General features: G+C 66.4%; 19 protein-coding genes. 7 read left to right on the top strand and 12 right to left on the bottom strand.

The genetic code is table 11. The annotated features are described in order from the left end of the window. Positions 1-116: 116 nt before the first annotated feature. Both TX76_RS13480 and TX76_RS13475 read left to right on the top strand, forming a co-directional pair. A complete protein-coding gene (locus TX76_RS13480; RefSeq protein ID WP_195156062.1) occupies positions 117-1,103 on the top strand; it encodes a bile acid:sodium symporter family protein in 987 nt (328 codons plus the stop codon). Positions 1,104-1,138: 35 nt separating this feature from the next. Then, on the top strand, positions 1,139-1,435 hold the full coding sequence (locus TX76_RS13475) for a DUF5779 family protein (protein WP_049903065.1): 297 nt from the start codon (positions 1,139-1,141) through the stop codon (positions 1,433-1,435). Positions 1,436-1,473: 38 nt separating this feature from the next. Here TX76_RS13475 and TX76_RS13470 read toward each other — a convergent pair whose 3' ends face one another. Then, complete coding sequence (locus TX76_RS13470) at positions 1,474-2,154, bottom strand: VOC family protein (protein WP_049903064.1); 681 nt, start codon at positions 2,152-2,154, stop codon at positions 1,474-1,476. Positions 2,155-2,231: 77 nt separating this feature from the next. Here TX76_RS13470 and TX76_RS13465 point away from each other — a divergent pair, with 77 nt between their 5' ends. After that, positions 2,232-2,909 carry a hypothetical protein gene (locus TX76_RS13465; protein WP_049903063.1) on the top strand — a complete coding sequence of 226 codons (678 nt, stop codon included), beginning with the start codon at positions 2,232-2,234 and terminating at the stop codon, positions 2,907-2,909. 12 nt (positions 2,910-2,921) lie between these two features. Continuing rightward, a complete protein-coding gene (locus TX76_RS13460; RefSeq protein WP_049903062.1) occupies positions 2,922-3,380 on the top strand; it encodes a hypothetical protein in 459 nt (152 codons plus the stop codon). On the opposite strand, the gene TX76_RS13455 is transcribed toward TX76_RS13460, so the two are convergent. Next, on the bottom strand, positions 3,381-3,590 hold the full coding sequence (locus TX76_RS13455) for a ribbon-helix-helix domain-containing protein (RefSeq protein WP_049903061.1): 210 nt from the start codon (positions 3,588-3,590) through the stop codon (positions 3,381-3,383). A gap of 77 nt (positions 3,591-3,667) precedes the next feature. On the opposite strand from TX76_RS13455, the gene TX76_RS13450 reads away from it, so the two are divergent. Continuing rightward, on the top strand, positions 3,668-3,988 hold the full coding sequence (locus TX76_RS13450) for a DUF5789 family protein (protein WP_049903059.1): 321 nt from the start codon (positions 3,668-3,670) through the stop codon (positions 3,986-3,988). Between the two features lie 95 nt (positions 3,989-4,083). Here TX76_RS13450 and TX76_RS13445 read toward each other — a convergent pair whose 3' ends face one another. After that, the gene (locus TX76_RS13445) at positions 4,084-4,407 is read right to left on the bottom strand and encodes a YbjQ family protein (protein WP_049903057.1); all 324 of its coding nucleotides are present in this window, start codon (positions 4,405-4,407) and stop codon (positions 4,084-4,086) included. A gap of 200 nt (positions 4,408-4,607) precedes the next feature. Between TX76_RS13445 and TX76_RS13440 the strand changes: the two genes are divergently transcribed. Next, positions 4,608-5,891 carry a TIGR00341 family protein gene (locus tag TX76_RS13440; RefSeq protein ID WP_049903056.1) on the top strand — a complete coding sequence of 428 codons (1,284 nt, stop codon included), beginning with the start codon at positions 4,608-4,610 and terminating at the stop codon, positions 5,889-5,891. 248 nt (positions 5,892-6,139) lie between these two features. On the opposite strand, the gene TX76_RS13430 is transcribed toward TX76_RS13440, so the two are convergent. From TX76_RS13430 to TX76_RS18150, 6 genes are all read right to left on the bottom strand, one after another. Continuing rightward, positions 6,140-7,351: a hypothetical protein gene (locus TX76_RS13430; protein WP_049903052.1), complete on the bottom strand. Its 1,212-nt coding sequence runs from the start codon at positions 7,349-7,351 to the stop codon at positions 6,140-6,142. Positions 7,352-7,606: 255 nt separating this feature from the next. Beyond that, positions 7,607-8,506: a bile acid:sodium symporter family protein gene (locus TX76_RS13425; RefSeq protein WP_049903051.1), complete on the bottom strand. Its 900-nt coding sequence runs from the start codon at positions 8,504-8,506 to the stop codon at positions 7,607-7,609. A 67-nt stretch (positions 8,507-8,573) separates the two neighbouring features. Continuing rightward, positions 8,574-10,892 (bottom strand): arylsulfatase, encoded by a 2,319-nt coding sequence (locus TX76_RS13420; protein ID WP_049903101.1) that lies wholly within the window; start codon positions 10,890-10,892, stop codon positions 8,574-8,576. Between the two features lie 258 nt (positions 10,893-11,150). Next, positions 11,151-11,747 carry an HdeD family acid-resistance protein gene (locus tag TX76_RS13415; RefSeq protein WP_049903099.1) on the bottom strand — a complete coding sequence of 199 codons (597 nt, stop codon included), beginning with the start codon at positions 11,745-11,747 and terminating at the stop codon, positions 11,151-11,153. A 254-nt stretch (positions 11,748-12,001) separates the two neighbouring features. Beyond that, positions 12,002-13,153 carry an S-layer glycoprotein N-glycosyltransferase AglJ gene (aglJ, locus tag TX76_RS13410; RefSeq protein WP_228842380.1) on the bottom strand — a complete coding sequence of 384 codons (1,152 nt, stop codon included), beginning with the start codon at positions 13,151-13,153 and terminating at the stop codon, positions 12,002-12,004. Positions 13,154-13,235: 82 nt separating this feature from the next. Further along, positions 13,236-13,373 (bottom strand): hypothetical protein, encoded by a 138-nt coding sequence (locus TX76_RS18150; protein ID WP_195156061.1) that lies wholly within the window; start codon positions 13,371-13,373, stop codon positions 13,236-13,238. Between the two features lie 187 nt (positions 13,374-13,560). Here TX76_RS18150 and TX76_RS13405 point away from each other — a divergent pair, with 187 nt between their 5' ends. Then, positions 13,561-14,412, top strand: a complete 852-nt coding sequence (locus tag TX76_RS13405) for a TrmB family transcriptional regulator (protein ID WP_049903049.1) — start codon at positions 13,561-13,563, stop codon at positions 14,410-14,412. Between the two features lie 70 nt (positions 14,413-14,482). Here TX76_RS13405 and TX76_RS13400 read toward each other — a convergent pair whose 3' ends face one another. From TX76_RS13400 to TX76_RS13390, 3 genes are all read right to left on the bottom strand, one after another. Then, the gene (locus TX76_RS13400) at positions 14,483-15,907 is read right to left on the bottom strand and encodes a lipopolysaccharide biosynthesis protein (protein ID WP_049903048.1); all 1,425 of its coding nucleotides are present in this window, start codon (positions 15,905-15,907) and stop codon (positions 14,483-14,485) included. A gap of 84 nt (positions 15,908-15,991) precedes the next feature. Continuing rightward, positions 15,992-17,014, bottom strand: coding sequence for a hypothetical protein (locus TX76_RS13395; protein WP_049903046.1), 1,023 nt, complete (start codon positions 17,012-17,014; stop codon positions 15,992-15,994). Beyond that, positions 17,011-18,060 carry a glycosyltransferase gene (locus tag TX76_RS13390; protein ID WP_195156060.1) on the bottom strand — a complete coding sequence of 350 codons (1,050 nt, stop codon included), beginning with the start codon at positions 18,058-18,060 and terminating at the stop codon, positions 17,011-17,013. The genes TX76_RS13395 and TX76_RS13390 overlap by 4 nt, the downstream gene beginning before the upstream one ends. Positions 18,061-18,120 lie beyond the last annotated feature (60 nt).

Genomic DNA, 18,120 nt, shown 5'->3' with positions numbered 1-18,120 from the left:
CTTTTATCGGGGCGTGATGACGGCCGTGGTATGTCCGACGACGTCGATCGTGCCGATGGATCGTCTCGCACACTCGCGTGGCGGGGCCGCCATCACGTGAGCGAGGAGGTGAGAACGTGAGCGTGCTCGACCGACTCGAACGGATCGGGGAGTTCGCGAGCACGTACTTCGTGGTCTGGGTGGTGCTGTTCTCGGGTGCGGCGCTCGCCTCGCCAGCGACGTTCACCTGGATCGAACCCTACATCACGCCGCTGCTGGGCGTCATCATGCTCGGGATGGGGCTGACGCTCCAGCCCGAGGACTTCACGCGGATCGCAGAACGTCCGCGCGACGTCGCGATCGGTGCGGTCACCCAGTGGCTCGTGATGCCGGTCGCGGCGTGGGCGATCACGGTCGCGCTCTCGCTCCCGCCCGCACTCGCGATCGGCGTGATCCTGCTGGGTGCCGCACCGGGCGGTACGGCGTCGAACGTGATGACGTATCTCGGGAAGGGCGACGTCGCGCTCTCGGTCGCGATCACGACCGTGACGACGATCGCCGCACCGGTCGTGATGCCGGCGTGGGTCGTCGCGCTGGCCGGCGAACAGCTTCAGGTCACGTTCGCTGAGATGTTCACGAGCATCGTTCAGGTCGTCCTGCTCCCCGTAGTCGCCGGGTTCGTGCTCCGGATCGCCCTCGACCGCTACGCGCCGCAACTCGCGGCGGCGGGCCTCTCGATCTTCCCCGCGATCAGTGTCGCCGCCATCGTCGCCATCGTCGCGGCGGTCGTGGGGCTCAACGTCGAGAACATCCTGACTGCGGGCGCGGTCGTGTTGCTCGCGGTCGTCGCCCACAACGCGATCGGCCTGGGGGCTGGCTACGGCGTCGGGCGCGCGAGCGGAATGAGCCCCGAACGGGTCCGGGCGTGTACCTTCGAGGTCGCTCTCCAGAACAGCGGTCTCGCGGTCGCGCTCGCGACGGCGTACTTCAGCCCGCTCGCCGCGCTCCCGCCTGCGCTGTTCAGCGTCTGGCACAACGTCACCGGCCCCGCGCTGGCGACGTACTTCTCCCGGCAGGCCGCCCGGACGCCCGACGCCCCGCGGGCGGAGCCGGCCGACGACTGACGGAAGCGTTTTCTTCGACCGCGCTGAGACCCGGTATGAGCGAGTTCGATCTGGATCTCCAGACGATCGAATCCGAGATGGACGTGGAGGACGCCGACGGCACCGGTCGAGTGGTCCTCGGGGTGCTCGACGGCCGGACGCCCGACGAGGAGTGGGTCGCGGAAGTCGACGGCGGCGCGGTGCTCGTGCTCGCCGTCGAGGGCGACATGAAGCGCCTCGCGGCCGGGTTCGCGCCCGACATCCGCGAGATGGGCGGCGAACTCATCCACTTCCGGCGATTCCTCCTGGTCACGCCGCCCGGCGTCACGATCGACACCGACCGGCTGGACTGACGGCTTCGCGGCCCTCGACTGCCTGCCTCGCGTCGACGCTACACGAAGGTCAGATAGTGACCGTCGGGATCGCGCACCCTGATTCCCTCCTCGATGCGCTCGGTCGTCGACACGCGATCCTCGACCCGTTCGAGCGCCGCCTCGGGGTTTTCGACGCCGAACCCGCAATCGACGTGGACGCCGCCACGCGCGTCGGCGATGCCCAACTGGGGCTCCCAGAGTTCGAGGGCGAACGGGCCGGCGTCGAGCCGGACCCGCCGTCGCTCGCTCCCGCGATCCATCACGTCCATCCCGAGCGCCGTGTAGAACGCCTCGGCGCGGTCGAGGTCCGCGACTTCGAGGACGACCTCGAACACGCCGAGAACGCCGGTCCCAGCTGCCTCGGATTCGCCGAGTTCGACGCAGTTGCCCTCGGTGTCGTAGAAGTACAGCGAGCGTGCGCTCCCGAAGGTGTGCTCGTCGAGATCGAACGTTTCGGCGAGTCGGTCGTACCACGCGTCGTACTCGGTGGCGGGGATCGAGAGCGCGTAGTGGGTGTGGAGGCCGCCACGCGGTAGAGTTGTGGGCCGACGGAGCACGAGATCGGTGTCGCCGACCGCGAGCGCGACCTCGTCGCTTCCCTCCCCGACGGTTTCGAGGTCGAGGTGATCGCGGTAGAACGTGCTCGCGCGATCGAGATACTTGACTTCGAGCGCGAGCCAGTCGAGCGTCGCGATCATACCCGGCGAACGGCCCGGGACGGGATAAACGCCCGTGCCACCGACGCGCTCATGGGCCGCCGATTCCAAGCCCGTTCATGCCGATGAAAGGCTCCGGACGGGCCGCGTACGAGGAGATCGACCGCTTCGACGGCGGCGTCGGCTGGATCGCCTACCCCGACGAGCGGATGCAGCGCGCGAGTCACGCCCTCGCGTCCGACGAGGGTACCTGGCTCGTCGATCCGCTCGACGCGGCCGGCCTCGACGACCTCCTCGCGGAGTTCGGCGACGTCGCCGGTGTCGTGCTCTTGCTCCCTCGACACGAGCGCGATGCGGCGGAGATCGCGCGCCGACACGACGTGTCGGTCCACGTCCCGTCGTGGATGACCGACATCGCGTCCGATCTCGACGCACCCATCGAACGGTTTTCGAGCGAGCTCGGCGAGTCGGGCTATCGGCTCCGGAAGGTCTCGACGCCGCTGTGGCAGGAGGCGGCGCTGTACCACGACGGGGAGGGGACGCTCGTGGTCGCGGAAGCGCTCGGCACGGCGGAGTTCTTCCGGACCGGCACCGAGCGACTCGGCGTCCATCCGGCGCTACGACTGCTCCCGCCGCGACGGTCGTTCCGCGGGTTCGCGCCCGATCGGATCCTCGCTGGTCACGGCGCGGGCGTCCACGAGGGCGCGAGTCGGGCGCTCTCGACGGCGCTCGACGGATCGCGCCGGCGTGCGCCGTCGCTCTACGCGAAGACCGCGCGGCTGTTCCTCTCGGGGTGAGTCCGCGGGAGGATGTCGCCCGTCGACCGTGCCGAAAACGTGGTGTACGCGACCCACGGCCTCGTCGAGGCGCTGCTGGAGTTCGCCCGCGAGGCCGAGCCCGAGTCGGTGACGATCGGGCTCGCGGTCACGCCGGCGGGCGAGCTCGAAGTCGCGGGTAGATCCGCGCCCGAACCGAATCTCCCGCCCGAGACGCCCGTGTTCACTCACTGTTACTTCCCCGAGGCGGGCCAGTCGGTGTCGACGGTGTTCGGGATGGATCTCGGCACGCCGGCGGGTCAGACTCACGGTCGGTTCGTCTCGCACCCTCAAGGAAAACTCGAACTCACGCGGACCGACGACCTCCACGAGGTGGTGTTCGTCGCGGTGCCGCCGTGGGAGCCCGAATCGCTCGCGGCGTTCTCGCGGGACGGGACCCGACGATCGCTCGAACGCCTGGCCGGCGCGCCGCCCGCGGAGTTCATCGAGTAGTCACTGGAGGTAGCCGAGATCCTGGAGCTGTTCGGCGATCTCGTCGAACTGGGCCTCGGTGAGCTCGCCCTGCTTCTGGTGTTGGATCACGATGCTCCGGAGCAGGAATCGCACGAGGTCGCTGGTCGACTGAAAGCTCGTCCCCTCGATGGTCTCCTCGACCCGATCGGCGAGATCCTTCGGGATCGAGACGGTGGTGTAGTCGGTCATCGTTCGAGCAAGCGGGGGCCGGCGGATAGTCGTTGTGACCTGCCAAGACTTTCGTCGCTCGACCGGTATGGCCGGGTATGGCCGCACGACCGCCCCAGGACGACGCCGAGGAACCGGACACGCTCGCGTTCGGGATCGCCGCACTCGACGACCGCCTCGACCGTGCCGATCTCACCTTTCCCGCCGACGCCGACGAGACCGTTCGGGCGCTCGGTGATCCCGACGTGCCGTACGACCCATCCGGCCGATCGATGGCGCTCTCGGCTGCGCTCGAACGGGTCGAACGGGAGCGCTTCGACTCCGAGGACGAACTGCTCGACGCGCTCCATCCCGTTTTCGAGGAACGGCGTCAGTCCGGTCCCACGGGACTCCTCGATCGGCTCCGATCGCTCTTTTAGCTCACTCGGAGAACGCCCCGAACGAGCGCTCTGCACCATCGCCGTTCCGTCTCCCGAGGTGTGACGAGGTGGGGACGGATCCTCCGACCGCCTGGTTAGCGTGTTTTGACAGCAGTTCCCGACAGGTTGACCCACAGCATGCCTTCGGACATCTCCTCGTAGTCGAAGGCAGCACCGACGACGGCGCCCGCACCGAGATCCGCCGCTTCGGCTTCGATGTCCGTGAGCGCTTCCTTGCGCCCCTTGGCGACTTTCTTCTCGTAGGACCTGCTTCGCCCGCCGACGACGTCGCGAACCCCGGCGAAGACGTCACTCACGACGTTCGCGCCGATGATCGCCTCCCCCGAAACGACACCGAGGTATTCGGTCACTTCCGTCCCGTCGAGCCCGTCCGTGGTCGTGATGACGACGTCTGCCATGGACGTACCATATCAACAGTAGACGATAAGATTGCCGGGCGTACGGCCGGAGTCCGCATCCGACACGGAAGTGTTCATTGCAGGTGGTGCTGCTTTCACGATCGATTCGTCGCCGTACCGCGGCTTGACGAGCCAGTCACGACTTCCTTTTCGAACTTGTCGATCCCCATGAGCTATACTTCAGTAGGTGAATTCGGTGTATGCGTCTGATCCAGGTGCTGGTTCCGGAGGGGACGCGCGAAGCGATCCTCGGGGAACTCGACGAGGAAGGGATCGATTACGCAGTGTGGGAGGAGACGGGCCGCGGGGAGTTCGAGGCGGTCGTCTCGTTTCCGGTTCCCACGAGCGGCGTCGAGCCCGTGCTCGACAGGCTGCGGGCGGCGGGTGTCGAGGAGGACGCCTACACGATCGTCCAATCGACCGAGACCGTAGTCTCTCGGCGGATCGGCGCGCTGCGCGAACGCTACACCGACCTGCGCATCTCGCGCGACGAACTCGTCGCGCGCGCCGCGGACCTCGCCCCGGCGACGTCGACGTACGTCGCCTTTCTCGTGCTCAGTACGGTGATCGCTGCGACGGGGTTGCTGCTCGACTCGGCCGCGACCATCATCGGCGCGATGGTGATCGCCCCGCTCATGGGACCGGCGATCTCGGCCAGCGTCGGCACCGTCGTCGACGAGTCCGATCTCGCCCGTCGAGGGATCGCGCTCCAGGTCGGCGGCCTCCTCTTGGCCATCGTGTGTGCCGCCGTCCTCGGTGTGATTCTCAAGGAGACCGTGCTCGTTCCGCCAGGCCTCGACATCACCGAAGTGCCCCAGATCGCCGAACGGACTCAGCCGAACTTCCTCTCGCTGTTTCTCGCGCTCGGGTCGGGGATCGCCGCCTCGATCAGCATCGTTCGAGGGGCCGGATCGACGCTCATCGGCGTCGCGATCGCGGTCGCGCTCGTGCCGCCGGCGGCGACCGCCGGGCTCGGCATCGCGTGGGGCGCTCCATTAGTATTCGTCACCGCGAGCACGCTCGTGCTCGTGAACCTGCTCGCGATCAACCTCTCGGCGCTGATCGTGCTCTGGCTTTCGGGCTACCGCCCGGCGCACAGTTCCCGGGTCGAGGGGGCTCGGTCCGCACTCGTCGGACGGTCCGTTCGACTCATCGGGGCACTCGTCGTGCTCTCGATCGTGCTCGCAGCGGTCACGTTCGCCTCGTTCCAGGTGGCGACGTTCGAACAGCAGACGAACGCCGAGGTCGATGCACTGCTCGACGGCCCCGACTACGAGGGGGCGACGCTCGTCGACACCACGGTCGACTACGACGGGGTCGACCTCGCCCTCGGCAACCCGGCGGAGGTACGTGTCACCGTCGGACTCGACAGTGCCGACGTGCCGCCCGATCTCGCCTCGCGGATCGACGGCCGTCTGACTCAGGCGACCGGCAGATCCGTGAACGTGCAGGTCGTCTTCACCCTCTCACAGCAGTCCGGGTAGTAGACGCCGCTCCTCCACGTCGCGGGCGCGAATCAACGAGTCGTCGAACTGTTACAGGCTGCCGACGGGGACGAGGAACTGGGTGGCGTCCACGAGGATGCAACGATCGCGTCGGTCATCGACCGGTGGTGTCGTGAGTAGTGTGGTCGTGGTTGAACCCTTTGCGGGCTGTCGAGCGAGAGTGATGGGCTCTTCGGCGGCGAGCGTTGAGCCCACAGTCATCACGGAGTCGACAGGCGTGAGCCCCATCAGGTAGCGAGCCCGAAAATCGCGATGATAACCATCGCCAAACCGACGAGGATGATGCCAACGGCCTGTCTCCGATGGTCGTGGCGGTTGGCCAGGACCAGAGCGATCAGACACTGTAGCGTGAAGAATATCGCAAAGACCCGTGAGGCGGCTGCGACGGCCGTGAGCACATCGGTGACCAGCACGACGGCGATGGAGCCCGCTGCAAGAACCGGGAAGGTGAAACGTCGCGGAATCGCCTCGTTGGAGAGGTTCAAGAGGACGTCACAGCGCGAGGAGATCGTGTTGATCGCGGCGGAGGCCTGGCTGCCGATCGCCAAGGCCAGTATGAGCCACGGGAGGACGGGACTCGCCACCGCGCCGATCCGAACGATCGCGGTCGGCTCCAGATCCGGCTGAACCTGTGCGAAGAGGAGGAGGGCCCCCGCAGGGAAGAGTACGAAGGCGATCGTGGCGATGATCTGCGCGTCCCGCATCGTCCGCATCCGTCGCTCCGCGCTGTACTGTCGGCCCATGTACCGTGAGGCCTCGAACCCTTGGACGAGAGCGAAGAATCCAAGCAGCTGTCGTGCGCCCTGTGCAGTCAGTGGGGGGTTGTAATCGGGGAGCGACCAGTTCCCTGCCGCGGCCACTTGTAGGTTGTACGCCAGAAATCCGACGATGATCGCGGAGACAGCAGCGAGGTTGAAGGCCGTCGTTCGCTCACCCAGCTCGTTGAACTCCTCCAATCCGCGGAGGAAGCCGATCAGCCCGAGAGCGACGAGCACCACCACGGCGACTCCCGTCCCGGATACGGCACCACCGTCGATGTCAAAGGGGACGGCGACGAGGAGAACGACGACGACGCCCATCAGTTGCAGGTAGTACGCGACGTTCACCACGGACGCCACGACCAGCGCACCCTGGGACACACGCGCTACACTGCGTATCACACCTTTCACGGTGGACACCGGCTCGAAGTACCGGATGTTGTAGCGCATGACCCACCCCGTTGCGTAGCCGAGCGCACAGAGGCCGATCATCGTCAGCGGTGAGTCGATCCCGGTGATGCCCACGATGATCGGCGTCATCGCAACGAACCCGATGTCCATGATATCCGCGAGTGGGACCACCATGGCCTGGTAGCGTTTCGAACTCTGGACGCGACTCGAGTAGAGAACCACGGATAGCCCGATCAGTGTTGCAAGCACGACGAGAGTGATTACGACCACAGTCCTGCCCCCTTGATCGGATCGAGTACCGAGGTGAGTCGTTCACGAGCGAGCTGAGAGTTCGAAGCCGGAGTGTCCCTCGTGACGCTTTGAACCATGATTTACTGTTTTGGGATGGTACGGCCAAGGCTTAAAAATTCACTCGCAGTTCCGACATCGCGAGTGGCGCGTCGGCTATCATCCGTTCCAACAGCGTCGATGGCGAGTAGCCGAGGTAGCCGTAGACTCATTTTCGTCATGTTCCTCTGACTCGGTTCAGTCCTCGGATGGCGTCACTCCCCGTGACGTCGCGTCCTCTTCGGACGAGTCCTGTGAAGTGCTACTGCGCTTTCCGAGCTCGCCGCCGACGACCAGCAGCACCGCCAGCATCATCAGTGCGCCGACCAGGAGCGTGACGATCACGTCGGGGTCCGTGAAGTTCCCTGCGCCCACGACGAGCGCGGCGGAGATGTTCCGTTGAGCCGTCCCCAGTCCGACGACGGATCTGGTCCCGAGGGTCGGCCCACCCAACACGTATCCAGCCGCCAGCGAGAGGACGACGAGTACCAGCAGGGCGACGATGAGCCCAGTTCCGATGACGTCGACGATGTTCTCGAAGTTCAACACCAGCACGAGCACCATCAGGAGGACCAGCGACGTGCTGGCGGTCTGTGCCATCGTCGGCTGCAGCGTCGACGCCACGCTTGTGTACCGACTTCTGATCGCCAGGCCTGCGGCCAGCGGCAGGAGCATCAACACGACGAGCGAGTTCGCGATGTCGAGCGGGTTGACTTCAACGCCGGGAAGCAACAGCGGCAACACCAGCGGGACGTAGGCGACCGTCACCACCATCAGCAGAACCATGAGGCCCACGCCGAACGCGACGTCACCCTTGGCGGCCTGAACCAGCGTCGGTAGAAACGGCGCTCCGGCCGCGGTCGCAAGTAAGACGAGACCGATGGACTGGGGCTCCGAGAGGGGAACGACGAGGAGGATCCCGAAGGCGACCAGCGGCACCACGACGAAGTTGGCCAGCAGTGCCCTCGCGACGCGCCTCGTGTTTTCGAGTGGCGTGATGATCTGATCGAGGGTCAGGCTCAGTCCCATCGCGAGCATGCTGGCCACGACGAAGACCAGCACCGCGAGCCGAGCCAGCGATTCGAGAACTACTGGCATCCCGAACCGTCTTCGTCTCCGGTCGTGATGGTGTGACGAGCGGATCGCGACGCGGTGGCGAAGTGACTCACTCCCGGGCCATGATGCGATCCATCTCGGCCTCGTGGTGGACGACCGCGTCGCCGCTCACGTCGACCGTCACTCGGGCGAGGTCTCCCGTGAACGCGAACGGTGCCCGATCGCGGTAGGCGTCGGAGACGGCGCTGACGGCGTCGCGGCCACAGCTCAGCCCCGCGGTCAGGCCCGTCGTTATCGGGATCGTCACGGGAATCTCGTCCTCGCCGATCTGTTCGTCGCCGTAGTAGAGCCGGACTGTTCCGGGTCTGCCTTCGCCGTTTTCGAGGTCGAGCTCGCCGGTCGTCTCGAACTCCATGCGGACCGAAACCTCGCCCTCGGGGAGCGACTCTTCGGCGGTCACCTCGTACTCCTCCTTGCCGACGTAGTTGTGGACGTAGCGGAGTTGACCGTCCATGACGTACAGCGAGTAGCCGCCCGAACGAGAGCCGTTGGCGATGAGCACGCCTTCGTTCTCGCCGTCGGCTGTCGTCAGGTCGGCGGTGATGCTGTGATCCCGGTTGAGCACCTTGACCGCGGCGTTCTCCGGAATGGACTGGCCGCCGGGGTAGTAGACGTACGTGTCACGGGGTCTGCCGGGCTCGGGACGTTCCTCGGCGAAGCGCTGCGTGCCACGACCGTCGAGCGGCAACACGTCGTGTTTGCCGGCCTCGGTCCACCACAGCTGAACGAGTTCAAGGAGCTTCTCGGGGTGCTCGTCGCTCACGTCGTGGGCCTCCGAGAAGTCCTCGGCGACGTGATACAGCTCCCAGCCGGATTCTTCGAGACTCGTCGCCGAGAGATCTTCGGTGGTGATCGGCTTGTTGAACTCCCAAGGGTGGACCGCGCGCCACCCGTCGTGATAGATCGCCCGGGTGGCGAACATCTCGAAGTACTGGGTGGTGTGTCGTTCGGGCGCGTCGGGTTCGTCGAAGGAGTAGGCAAAGCTCGTCCCTTCGATGGGTGATTGGGGGACGCCCTTGATCTCGTCGGGGGCGTCGATATCCAGACACTCCAGTACCGTGGGGACGACGTCGATGGCGTGGATGAACTGCTCGCGAATCTCGCCACTGGCCTCGATACCCTCGGGCCACGAGATCACGAACGGATCGCTCGCGCCGCCACGGTAGGTCTCGCGTTTCCAGCGGCGGAACGGCGTGTTGCCGGCCCACGTCCAGCCCCACGGGTAGTGATTGAAGTACTTCGGGCCGCCGAGGTCGTCCATCGCCTCGAGGTTTTCCTCTAGATCTTCCTCAACGTTGTTGAAGAAGTGATTCTCGTCGACGGAACCGTTCGGGCCACCTTCCGCGCTCGCACCGTTGTCCGAGAGCACCATCACGAGCGTGTTCTCCAGCTCGCCGAGCTCTTCGAGGTAGTCGAGGACTTTGCCGATCTGGTGGTCGGTGTGTTCGAGGAACCCGGCGAATATCTCCATCATCCTGGCGTAGAGGCGTTGCTCGTCATCGGAGAGCGAATCCCACGCCCGGACGTCCTCGTTCTGTGGCGACAGCTCCGTGTTCTCCGGGACGACGCCGAGTTCTTTCTGACGTTCCAGAATCTGCTCGCGTGCCTCGTCCCACCCCATGTCGAACTCCCCTTCGTACTTCTCGATCCACTCTTCGGGTACCTGATGCGGTGCGTGGCACGCGCCGGGACAGAAGTACGTGAAGAAGGGCTTGTCGGGATCGACCTGTTTGGCGTCGCCGATGAAGTCGATGGCGCGCTGGGCGATGTCTTCGGTGAGGTGATAGCCCTCCTCGGGCGTCGCCGGTGGGTCGACCTGGTGGTTGTCGTGAACGAGCGAGGGCGTGTACTGGTCGGTGTCCCCGCCGAGAAACCCGTAGTGGCGCTCGAACCCGCGACCGAGCGGCCACTGATCGTACGGTCCCGCGGCGCTGTTCGTCTCGGAGGGTGTCAAATGCCACTTGCCGAGCGCGTAGGTGCTGTAGCCCTCCTCCACGAGCGTCTCGGAGAGGAAACCGTTCTCGTGGGGAATATGGGCGTTGTATCCCGGAAACCCCGTGGATACCTCGGCGATGCTGGCCATCCCGTTGGAGTGGTGGTTCCGTCCGGTCAGCAGACAACTCCGGGTCGGCGAACAGATCGCCGTCGTGTGGAAGTTGTTGTACTGAAGGCCGTTCTCGGCGAGGCGATCGATGTTGGGCGTGTCGGCGATCCCGCCATAACAGCCCCAGTGGCCGAACCCGACGTCGTCGAGGGTGATCAACAGAACGTTCGGCGCGTCTGCCGGCGCTCGCGCCTGCTCGGGCCACCACGGTTCGGATTCGTCGTACGTGCGTCCAATGCGGCCGTGAAATTCCTGATTTGCCATCGTGTTCCCCCATCGCTCCGTCGATCGGGTCTCGAACCGAGTCGGACGCTCGTCTGCGCCGTGGAGCACTCAACCGTCCACGATTCGCCGTCCCCGATCCCGGAGCCGTACCACCGATACCTTTTGATCGATAATAATGTTTTCTGAAGACATCTAAATTCCGACATCAACTCCCTCTCGAACCGAGTCGGACTCGCTCACCGAGTTGCAGGGTCTCGTCGACGGTTCTGCACCCTCTACGCAAAAGTTGCAGAGAGTTCAGGCGCTGCGCGACGTCGTACCGGACGATCTGGTGTCGCGCGCGGCTCTGCGGCTCCCCATGGCCAGTACGATCATCGTCGCCCCCGTACTGAGCAGTTTGATCCCGAAGACGAGGCCGACCACCCACAGCGCGCTGATCGGCCACCCGATCCAGACCAGCACGCCGGCGACGATGCCGACGACGCCGCTGGCGAGCAGCCAGCCCCACCCGGACGCCGGACGACGTCGCACTCCCATCACGACCTCGATGAGACCCTCGATGACGAAGAACACCGCCAGCAGGAGCGTGAGCGTCAGCAGCCCGATGATCGGGTTCGCGATCAACGTGATGCCGCTGACGGCGTAGGCCACCGCGAGCAGGGCCTGCCAGACGAACGTTCTCGTCCCTTCGGCGGAAAAGACGTGGACGGCGTGGCCGATGCCACCAATGACGAGCAACACACCGAGGATCGGCGAGAGGGCGATACCGGTCACGAACGGCGAAAAGATCGCAATGATCCCGAGAATCGATACGAGTGCTCCAACGCCTGCCAGTACTCGCCAGTTGTCAGTGAACGGCCTGCTCCTCCGGCTGTTTCCGGTTTCCGTGCTCATGCTCTCGCCTCGGTATACCGTACCACGTCCGTCGATATAAACCATATCGTTCGTGACAATCGGTTCGGAGCACGTCGTCCGTGCGTTGCTGTGGATGGGTTCGGCTGGGATCGTTCCGGAACACGCTGTGGACGAGAGCCGATTCGTTCCCGCAGCGTACGGTGAGGTCCCCGTCGGTGTGACCACGAGAGCGTCGGGTCTCGAACTCGGCCGAAGGGCCCTACTGCGGCTTCAGCGCTCGTTCGTCCGCCGGATCAGTCGGTTGCCTGCTCCTCCTCGGTTCCGTGCTCGACACGCCCGCCGTCGCTCTCTCCGTCCCGCACTCGCCGTTCCTCTCCGTCCTCCTCCCGCACTCGTCGTTCCCGGTCGCCACCGTCCCGCGGCCGATCGTAGTGCAGGACGGGCGGGCGTTCAACTCGGGTGTCGTCCCGGTCGGTCGGTGATCGTCTCGCGACCGTGGGCCGGTCGTCTGCTTGGCGGCGACCGACGAGCTGTTCGAACCGCCGCGTCTGCTCGCGGTTGATCGCGAGCATCATATCGGAAAGGACGCCGAACATCACCAGCTGGACGCCGACGATGATCGCAAAGGCCGACGCGACCGCGAGCACCTCGTGGGAGATCCCGAGCGTGAGCCACTCGACGGCGACGTATGCAGCCACCACGGCCCCGACGAACCCCGCGAGGCCGCCGGCGCTCCCGAAGTAAAAGAGCGGGTTGTTGGTCTTCGCGAGCCGGTAGAGCGTGAGGAGGATCTTTCCGCCGTCGCGGACGGGTCTGAGGTTGGTCTCCGAGCCGTCGGGCCGCGCTCGATACCGGATCGGGACCACCGTCGTCGGAATGCCGCGTTTCACACACTCGACGGCGAGTTCGGTCTCGATCCCGAACCCCTCCGAGGTGGGGTTGCACCGCTCGAACGACGCCCGGGTGAACGCGCGATAGCCGCTCAGGATGTCCCCGAGGTCGCGGCCGTGGATGTACCGAAAGGCACGATTGATCAACCCGTTGCCGACGCCGTTGAGCCGCGTCATCGCGCCGTCGGCCATGTCGGCGTACCGATCGCCGATGACGTGCTCGGCTTCCCCGCTCAGCAGCGGTTCGAGCAGCGCGTCGGCGTCCTCCGGTCGGTAGGTGCCGTCGCCGTCGAGCAGGAGGACGTACGGTGCGTCGGCCCGTTCGACCCCCTCCCGAACCGCCTGGCCCTTGCCGCCGCCACGGCCCCGGCCGGACTGGGTGATAACGCGTGCACCGTGCTCGCGGGCGATCTCCCGCGTTCCGTCGGTCGAGTGGCCGTCGACGACGAGCACGTTCGAGAAGCCACGATCGCGAAAGGCCGCGATGACGCTGCCGACGGTCGCGGCTTCCTCGTAGGTCGGGAGCAACACGCAGACCTCGCCGCGATCGACCATTTCCCGGGGTTCGGCGGCGCGCGCGCAAAAGCCTTTGTTACCCGACCGGACCGATACGCGCCGAGCGAACCCCAGAGCAGCCTCAGTCGTCGGCCGCGCGCCGCTCGCTCAGGTGCTCCCAGATTTCGGTACATCCACAGCCGTCCGCGACGCCGTCGAGATGCCGGTCGGCGGGCGCTTCCTCCGACGCGTCGTCCTCAGTGGTTGCCTTCGATGCCATGGTTACTCGGTTTCTGAGTAACCAACGACGGCCGGTCGTAAATACCTTTCCCCAGTACGGACTATCCGTCGTCCCAGGCGGGACGGCGATCCGAAAACTGCCACGGTCGTGCGGTGAGTCGCGGCCCGTTCACAGCCACTCGCGACGCCTCCGGCAGCGTTACAGTCCCGACCGTCGAACCGTCGGTATGACCGACGCCGACCCCACGGGAACGCTCGATCGGGTGGGCCTCACCGAGTACGAGGAGGGCGCGCTCACCGAGCTGTTCACCCTCGGACGGACGACCGCGCCGACGCTCGCCGAGGCCACCGGGATCCCGAAGGCCCGGATCTACGGCGTGCTCGACGCGCTCGCCGATCGGGGGTTCGTGAAGGTGATCCCCGAGCGTCCGAAGCGTTACCAGCCCCGCTCGCCGGCAGCGATCCTCGATCGCGCGGTCGAGAACCGTCGCCAGGCGTACGAGGGCTTTCGAACTGACCTCGACGACCGCCGCGAGGCGTTCCTCGACGAGTTCGAACCCCGATACGAGCGAGCGAGCGAGGACGTCACCCCCGCCGAGGAGCTGTTCTCGGTGGTCGACGTGGGCGAGCCGAGCGAGTCCGAGACCAGGCGACTCTACCACGAGGCCCGGGATCGGATACGGATCATCTCGAAGAGCTTCGAGTACCTCGACACCGTCGAGCCGGCGCTCGCCGACGCGATCGAGCGCGGGATCGACGTCGACGTGCTCGTGCTCCACCCCGACGACCTCTCGGAATCGAACGCCACGACCCAGGCCGCGATCGTCGAGCGGCTGCGGACGGAGTTCCCCGCCGTCGGACTGCGCTTCAGCACCGAGCAGCTCCCGTGGCGGGGCACGCTCGCGGACCCGAGCATGGACTACGAGACCGGCACCGCGATCCTGCTCGTCCAGGAGGACGAGATCCCGAACCACCTTCGCCAGGCCGCGATCACCGAGAACGGGTCGTTCGTCGCGGGGTTGAACCGGTACTTCGAGTTGGTCTGGGAGTACGAGAGCGTCGGGGAGGCAGTGGCGTGAGGGACCACTCGAACGCCAGACGCGGTCCGGTTGCAGCGGCGGTGGTTGCTCTGCGCTCGGCTGTGCCCGGTCAGAGGGCGATATTGTCCGCGACGGTCGCGCGGAGTCGTCCGGAGAGACCGAGCAACGCGACGAAGTAGACCGCTGCACCGAAGCCGACGAGCAGGACCGTTCCGATGATGCCCGAGCCCAGCACGTCGGCAACGAGTCTCTCCGCGACAGCTACCGCACCCCCCATCGTCACCGCCGCGAGCCACTGGCGACCAAGCTCCGCCACCGGAACGTCGAACGCGATCGTCGCCGAGAGCGCACGGTGGGCCAGTACGAGCCCGACGACGGCGGCGATTGTCGTCGCGACCGCCGCACCGATCCATCCGTACAGCGCGACCAGCAGGAGGTTCAGGCCGAGGTTGGCGACGACGAACGCGACGTTCACCCGGAACGCCACGCCGGGCCTGTCGATGGCGTACAGCGTGGAGACCAGCTGTGCCTCGTAGGCGTAGACGAGCCGCGCGACCACGAGGAGCACCAACACCGTCGACGCCGCGCGGAACTCGCCGCCGTAGATCGCGAGGACGCGATCGCCGACCACTACGACACCGGCGAGGCCGGGGACGACGAACAGTCCCGTGTACGCGAGGGCGTCGTTGATGAGCCCCGCAACGGCCCTCTCGTCGTCCTCGCTGGAGAGCTGACTCAGCGCCGGGAAGAGAGCGTCGCTGATGGAAGTCCCGAATACCGCGAGGATGGAGGCGAGGTTCCATGCCACCTCGTAGTAGCCGATGAGGTTCGAGGCGACGAACAGCCCGAGGACGATGGTGTCCATCGAAGAGAACGACCGTCCCTCGATACCCGACAGCCACGAGTACCGAGCGAATCCGAGGACGCGCTCGAACCCTTCTCGACCGGGCCATCGCGGGCGCATCGTCACGAAGGCGAGACCCACGATCCCGGCGACGGCCGCGCCGGCGACATACCCCCATATCAGCCCGGCGATGCCACCACCGAGTGCCCCGAAGAAAACGACGGCGAGCTGGAGGCCACTCCGAACCACTCGATCGAGCGGGGTGAGTAGCGCTGCGAGATGAACCTTCTGTTCACCCTGGAGGGTCGCGTCAACGAACGAGAACCCCAACGTCGTTGCCAATGTGACGACCAGCAGATGGGTACTATCGAACCGAAGGTAGTCGGTGAGCGGGCCCGAAAGCGCGAGGGCCGCGAGCGCGACGACCACGAACGCCACAACTTGGACGACGACCCCGGCACCGAGATCGCGGGAGCCACCGTCACGCTCGCTGATGCGTTTCTTGACCGCCTGCTGGAGGCCGGTGCCGGTCGCGACCTTCAGCCAGATGACGACCGCAACGAACAGCGAGTAGGTGCCGAGCGTCGCACTCCCGAGACCTCGGGCGATGTACAGCGTCGCGACGAACCCGACGACCGAGGAGATCACCTGTGAGCCGAAGTGGATCGCCGACGTCCGGCCGAGTCGCACACCTCTACGGGCGCAGGCGGCGGGCAAATGGTTCACGGATTCGTCCGCGGCGCTCGTCGTCGGGATCGGGGCCGATGCTCGCCGTCACTTCCGATAACCGAGCCGTCGGAGGCGCTCGTCGATCGTCGCCTCGTCGGCGGGATCGAGGGCGGCAACGCCGTCGTCGCGGACCGGGCGACGCTCGCCGTCGACGACGGCCCACGGCACCTCAACCAGGGCAGGCGTTCGTACCCCGATCGGGTGGCCGTAGAGTCTCGCGGGTATGGGCCACGCGCGCTCGCCGAGCAGGTTACCGTGGTCGGCGGTGACTACCGATCGCCCCCGGAGGTCGCGGGCCACCGAGAGCGCGTCGGGGAGCACCGCCGCGAGGTTGTCGGCGTACGCCCGGCGGAGCCGGCGGCGGTCGACGCGGCCGAGCGCGAGCGCCTCCCACGGGTCGTGTGGCTCACCTGTGACGGCATCGCGCTTGCCGAGCACCTGATCTGCGTCGATCCCAGCGAACTGGAGGTCCGGGTGGCCGAGGAACGGGTAGTGGGGCTGCATGAAGTGGACGACGAGCCGTTTGTGGGGATGGGCGTCGTCAGCCGCCCGCGCCGCCGCCGCGACCGCTGCCGGATGGACGGTTCCCATATCGGCGTCGAACGCGGACTCCCAGACCGCGCGCACCTCGTGGAACGCGTCGCCGCAGATTCGAGCGACGTAGGGGTTCGCGCTGACGTAGACGGTGTCGCCGAACGTCCCGTCGGCGAAGTTCCCGCTGAGCCACTCCGGGGTCGCGCTCCCGCGAGCAGTCACCCGCCGGTAGGCGTCGAACGGGGTGGGGTCGATCGGTACGGAGCCGTGGTCGCCCCACTCTCCGCCGTCAGCTCCATCGAGACCGCCGCCGGCATCGAGCGCGCCCGCCTCGAACAGGTCGGCGCGACAGCCGTCGAGCACGACCAGCACGTCCCAGTCGGCCGCCGGGATGTCGAGGCCGTCGGTGCCATGCCAGCGGGCGTGGACCGGTCGGACGACCCGATCCGCAAGCCGCTTGCGCCGCCAGACGGGGTCGTCGTAGTTGGTGCGGAGTTCGCCGACTGCGTAGCGGATCGGGTCGAGGACGCTCATTCTGTCACCGCCTCCACGGTCTCAATGTAGGCGGCAGTACTGCGTTCGCGGGTGAACGCTGCCGCCGGGTCTGGGTCGTAGACGAACTCGCCCGATCGTATTCGTTCGAGCACCGTTCGGATGCTTCCGGCGTCGTCCGGCTCGACGATGGTCCCGAGGCCGTTGTCACGGATGACCTCGGCGACCCGGAAGGAGGGATCGACGACTGCGAGGATCGGCCGACCAGCACCGATGTAGTCGTAGAGCTTCGAGGGGAGGTTCAGCCGGTTTCGCGGGTCGTCGCCACCGACGTACAGCAGCACGTCCGATCCTTTCAGCACGCCGATGAGTTCATCGTGGTCGACGAACGGTTTCGGAGTCACGTGGTCGACGACGCCGTGCGCCCGAGCTGCACGGTCGTACTCGTCGTTCCAATCACCGTAGAACAGCGCCTGCGGTTCGGCTCCGGGATTTGCGTCGACATACTGGCCGAAGCCATCGAGGAAGGTGTAGGGTTCGATCCATCCCTCGTAGAACGAACCCGCGTACGTCACTGTAAACTGATCGAACGATCGAGGCGTGGTGGCGTCGAACGCGGCACGCTCGAACCCGATCGGTGGCAGTTTCCGGTACCGATCGGTCGGCACGTCGGGGTACGTGGTGGCGAAGTAGTTGTCGGGAATCTGGATCCCGTCGTACCAGACGACGCGGTCGGCGTGGACGAGGACGTATCGTTCCAGCCAGCGACGGAGCCGGGCGGCGACCGATCCCGGCTCGACATCGGGGTTCGTGACGAGCGGATCGCGGAACTCCGCGACCCACGGCGTCCCGGTCGCACGGGCGGCGATCGCGCCGGCGATCTGGAGGTGTGGTGGGTTGCTGACGGAGTTGATCACGTCGGCCTCGCGCGCCAGCCGGACACACCGCACGATGCCTCGCGGGAGTCTCGTCGCCGTCGGTTCGACGTAGCCGATCCGGAGTTCCCACCCGCGCTCGCGGAGCAGGCGAGCGCGGGTGGCAAGCTTCTCGGCGCGGCCCGAATTCTCGTCCAGTCGTCGGTTCGACACCACGAGGACCGTCCGCGAACCGACTGAGGGCGATCCATTCCGCGTCGTCTCGTCGCTCGG

Source organism: Halococcus agarilyticus, assembly GCF_000334895.1.
GTDB classification, from domain to species: Archaea; Halobacteriota; Halobacteria; order Halobacteriales; family Halococcaceae; genus Halococcus; species Halococcus agarilyticus.
This window is presented reverse-complemented; position numbering and strand designations above follow the sequence as displayed.